This is a genomic window from Streptomyces atriruber (assembly GCF_001418325.1).
Classification (GTDB): Bacteria; Actinomycetota; Actinomycetes; order Streptomycetales; family Streptomycetaceae; genus Streptomyces; species Streptomyces atriruber.
Window position 1 is genome coordinate 1 of the sequence record NZ_LIPN01000595.1, and the last position, 4,660, is coordinate 4,660.

Genomic DNA, 4,660 nt, shown 5'->3' on the forward strand with positions numbered 1-4,660 from the left:
CCACCCGCCCCGCCCCCGGCGGCCCCGCGAAGGCCTGGGCGATGTCGAGCCAGCGGTCGGCGTCGGGGCCCTCGGCGCGCACGGCGAGGTCGGCCCGGTGGGCGCGCTGGGTCACGAGCAGGCAGAAGTCGAGGCCCGGTCCCGTCACGCGCTGGGCGGCGTCCTCGGGGCCGTACGCCCACACCTCCCCCGTCACGGGCGAGGTCAGCTCGACCCGGAACTCCTCGCCCGGAGCGCTCAGTCCCCGTACGGCGAAGGCGAAGTCACGCGCCCGCACCCCGATCCGCGCCACGTGCCGCAGCCGGTCGGTCGCGGCCCGCGCCACGCCGAGCGCGTCGGCCACGTCCTGGCCGTGCGCCCAGGTCTCCATGAGCCGTGCCGTCGCCATGGACGGGACGGCCATGGGCGGCCCGTACCAGGGCAGGCGCGTGCCGGCGGGGGCCTCGCTCAGGACCCGCCACAGCGCGTCGCGGCCGGTCCGCCAGCGGGCGAGCAGTTCGCCGGGCGGCAGCGCGGCGCCCTCCGCCGCGCCCTCGTCGACGAACGAGCCGGGGGCGGCCGCCGCCTTCTCGACCTCGACGGCGAAGGCGTCCGGGTCGGTGGCGGCGAGCAGCGCGGCCCGGTCCGTCCAGGTGAGGTGGGCGATCTGGTGGGCGACGGTCCAGCCGGGCGCGGGGGTCGCGAGGGACCACCGCTCCCGGCTCAACTCCGCGACAAGGCCGTCGAGTTCCTCGCTCTCGCTGCGCAGGTCGTCGAGCACGGGCAGGGCATCGGACACGGAACGCTCCCCTCGGGGGCACGACAGTGCCTGGGAGCATGGCAGCGCTCGCAGAAACAAGCAAGCGTGCTTGCATTACTTTCCGGAGCGCGCCGAGGAGTCCGTGAGCGCATCGACACCGGCTCCCGCGGCGGGCCCGGCGCCCATCTCCACGACCGGATTCACACCCGGGTTCGCGTCCGGATTCCCGTCCGGGTTCGCGCCCGTCTCCGCGTCAGGAGCTGCGCCCGCCTGCGCGACGGCATCCGCGCCCGCCTGCGCCTCGGTGGCCGGATGCGTCCCCGACTCCACCACCGGCCCCGCCTTCGCGCGCCGCCCCACCTGCGTCCGCACCGCTCCCATGCTCGCCGCGATGACCAGCGCGATCGCCAGCGCCTCCACGACGGACAGCGCCTGGCTCAGGACGAGGAACCCGGCGACGGACGCGATGGCCGGTTCCAGGCTCATCAGGATCGCGAAGGTGTGCGCGGGCAGCCGCCGCAGCGCGAGCAGTTCGAGGGTGTAAGGCAGCACGGACGACATCACCGCGACGGCCGCGCCCAGCGCCAGCGTGCCCGGCTCGATCAGCCTCGGCCCGGCCACGGCGATCCCGAGCGGCATGAACAGCACCGCGGCGACCACCATCGCGAGGGCCAGGCCGTCGGCCTGCGGGAAGCGCCGCCCGGTGCGCGCGCTGAAGAGGATGTACGTCGCCCACATCGCACCGGCACCGAGGGCGTAGGCGACGCCGACCGGGTCGAGCCCGTCGAAGCCGCCCCCGCCGCCGAGCAGGAAGACGCCGCACAGCGCGAGCCCGGCCCAGACCAGGTTCACCGCGCGGCGCGAGGCGAGCACGGAGAGCGCGAGCGGTCCGAGGACTTCGAGGGTGACGGCGGGGCCCATGGGGATGCGGGCGACCGACTGGTAGAAGAGACCGTTCATGCCCGCCATGGCCACGCCGAACGCGACGACCGTGCCCCAGTCGGCGCGCGAGTACCCGCGCACCTTCGGGCGGCACACGACGAGCAGCACGAGCGCGGCGAAGGCGAGCCGCAGCGCCACGATGCCGACGGCTCCGACCCTCGGCATCACGCTCACGGCGACCGCGCCGCCGAACTGCACGGAGATCCCGCCCGCGAGGACGAGCCCGACGGGTCCGAGCGCGCCGATCCGGCCGCGGAGGCCCGCCGTCCCGCCAGGGGTCGCCGCGGATGTTGCCTGGTCGCTGCGGGAGACGTTCACGGGCGAGCCTTTCCTGGTGCGCTGCGGCACTCTCGGGTTTCTTCCGGACTTTCGGGGTTCTTCCGGGGCGCGTACTCCGGAGTTCAAGGTGCTGGACTTCGTCGTCCAAGGTAATGCACTACGACAGGATTGTGAGGCCCTTTTACTGCTGTACGCAACCCACGTCCACATGTCGAAGCTACGGCGCCCGGCACGGCTTGTGAAATGCCGATTGCGCTCCCGTTATGCTCCGCGGACATGACCGATCCGACCAGGACCTCCGTCGAACTGCGCCACCTGCGCTGTTTCCTCGCCGTCGCCGAAGAGGGCAGCATCACCCGCGCCGCCGCCCGCCTCCGCATCACCCAGCCCGCCGCGTCCCGCACGCTCGCCGCACTGGAGGACGAGCTCGGCACGCGCCTGGTGGACCGCTCCACCCATCACCTGCGGCTCACCGCGGCGGGCCACGCCTTCCGCGACAAGGCGGCGGTCGCCGTCGCCGCCTTCGAGGACGCGCTGGACGCGGGCCGCTCGGTGCACCGTCCGCTGCGGCTCGGGCACGCGTGGTCGGCGGCGGGCCCGGACACGACGCCCCTGCTGCGCCGCTGGCGCGAGACGCACCCCGACGTCCCCCTGGAACTGCTCCGCATCGACGACCGCACGGCGGGCCTGGCCCGGGGCGCGGTGGACGCCGCGCTGCTGCGGGGCCCCGCCGACAACGTCCCCCCGGGCCTGGTCACGGAGCTCCTCCACACGGAGGCGCGGGTGGCCGCCGTCCCCGCCGACAGCGCGCCGGCCGCCCGCGCCCGGCTGGACCTCGCCGATCTGACGGACCGCACGATCGCCCTCAACACGGTGTCCGGCACCACCACCGCGGACCTGTGGCCCGCCGACGCGCGCCCCACCGCGATGATCACCGTCGCCAACACGGACGACTGGCTGGCCGCGATCGCCGCGTCCCGCGCGGTCGGCGTGACCACCACCGCGACGGCGGACCTGCACCCGCACCCCGGGGTGGTGTACGTCCCCCTGCCCGACGCGCCACGCGTCCCCGTGCTCCTCGCCCGCCGCGACGGCCCGCCGAGCCACCCGGCCCTGCTCGACCTGTGCGCCCTCGTGCGCGAGGTCACGGGGCGGGGCAGGTATCCCCGGGGCCGCTCCTAGCGGACGCGCCCGTACATGTTCGGGTTGTACCAACTGAAGGACGACACCCGGACGTTCTTGCCGGGACGCGGCGCCTCCAGGTACTGGCCGCCGCCCAGATAGATCGCCACGTGGTGGATGCCGGACGAGCTGCCGTTGCTGCTCCAGAACACCAGGTCACCGCGGCGCAGCTCGCCCCGCGAGATGGGCTGCGTGGCACGGTACTGGGCGTCGGCGACGCGGGGCAGGGCGACGCCCGCCTGCCGGTAGGCGGCCAGCACCAGGCCCGAGCAGTCCCACCCGTGCGGGCCGTTGCCGCCCCACACGTAGGGGTCGCCGAGGTGCCGCATGGCGAACGCGATGGCGGCCTCGGTGCCGTGGCGGCTGGGCGTGCCGGAGCCGGTGGAGGGCTTCGGGGCAGGCTTCGTGGCGGGCTTCGTGGCGGGCTTCGCGGCGGGCTTCGCGGAACGGCCCGTGTAGCGCTCGTACTTGTACTGGTGACTGGTCCAGTACCAGTGCCCGGCCTTCCGGTACCAGTAGACGCGGTCGGTGGCGTCCCAGCCCTGGCGGCCGCGGAAGACGGGCTCGGAGGAGGTGGACCTGCGCGCACCGGCGGACGCGCCCTTCCCCTTGGCGTGGGAGGCCGCGGCGCCCTTGCCGCCGCGCGCCACGTACTTGTCGTAGTGCGACGTCCACCGCCACCAGCCGGTCGCGTCCTTGTACCAGTACTTGGAGCCGTCCCAGCCCGCGCGGCTCGGCGCGGGTTCGGCCGACGCCGTTCCGGCGGCGGCGCCCACCAGAACGGCCGCGCCGACCGCGGCCGCCACGGCGCCGCGCACACTGCCGCAGCGCCGCTGCCCGGCGCCGCCCGGGACAGGCGCCCCGGTGCAGTGTCCGCACCCGCAGTCGGCGGGTATCTCTTCGGTGAATCGGGGAGTCTGCACTTGGGGCCCTCTCGTTCCGTACCGTTCAGTGGGTGTCGACGGCGTTCCCCCGCGCCGTGTAGAAAGCCACGGTCAAGTCCTTGACCAGGGCCTTCCGTTCGTAGTCGTCGAGTGCGACGAGTCCCCGTTCGGTGAGTCTGCGGACGGTGTCGTCCACGGCGTCGAGCACCGACGTCAGCACGCTGTCCCGGTGCCTGGCGTCGATGGCGGCGATCCGGCGGCGCTGCATCGCCGCGGCGACGTCCGGCGCGTACTCCACGCGCGTGGGCCGGGCGGAGAACACCTCGATGCCGACGGCCCTGCACTCCGCGGCGAGGGCACCGGTCAGCGCGGAGCCGACGGCCTCGGCGTCCCGCAGGGTCGGCACGTCGTCGGCGGGCTCGCGGAACGAGTCCGCGGGCAGCCGCGACGCCACGCGCACGGTGGCCGCCTCCACCTGCTCGCGCAGGTAGGCGATGTGGTCGTCGACGGTGAGGAGGGCCCGCGCCGCGTCCTTGACCTGCCACACGACCAGGACGACCACGCGCAGTTCCACGCCCTGCGCGTCGACCGCCGTGATCGGTTCGCTCCGCCAGTGCCGCAGCCGTACGTCGAC

Annotated in this window: 4 protein-coding genes and 1 pseudogene; 1 reads left to right on the forward strand and 4 read right to left on the reverse strand. The window is 74.5% G+C overall.

The features are described 5' to 3' along the window. Nucleotides 1-778, reverse strand: a 778-nt coding sequence (locus AOK03_RS39000; RefSeq protein ID WP_055570083.1) for a TIGR03084 family metal-binding protein, incomplete at its 3' end; no start/stop codon positions are given. A 294-nt stretch (nucleotides 779-1,072) separates the two neighbouring features. Further along, nucleotides 1,073-1,999: pseudogene (locus AOK03_RS39005) on the reverse strand (EamA family transporter); the annotation flags it as partial. Nucleotides 2,000-2,236: 237 nt separating this feature from the next. On the opposite strand from AOK03_RS39005, the gene AOK03_RS39010 reads away from it, so the two are divergent. Further along, nucleotides 2,237-3,142: a LysR family transcriptional regulator gene (locus AOK03_RS39010; protein ID WP_055570084.1), complete on the forward strand. Its 906-nt coding sequence runs from the start codon at nucleotides 2,237-2,239 to the stop codon at nucleotides 3,140-3,142. Here the strand turns inward: AOK03_RS39010 and AOK03_RS39015 are convergent. Together AOK03_RS39015 and AOK03_RS39020 are read right to left on the reverse strand one after the other, a co-directional pair. Next, nucleotides 3,139-4,065, reverse strand: a complete 927-nt coding sequence (locus AOK03_RS39015) for a C40 family peptidase (RefSeq protein ID WP_157869216.1) — start codon at nucleotides 4,063-4,065, stop codon at nucleotides 3,139-3,141. The two genes, AOK03_RS39010 and AOK03_RS39015, sit on opposite strands and share 4 nt — an antisense overlap. 25 nt (nucleotides 4,066-4,090) lie before the next feature. After that, nucleotides 4,091-4,660, reverse strand: a 570-nt coding sequence (locus AOK03_RS39020) for an SPFH domain-containing protein (protein WP_244177937.1), incomplete at its 5' end; no start/stop codon positions are given.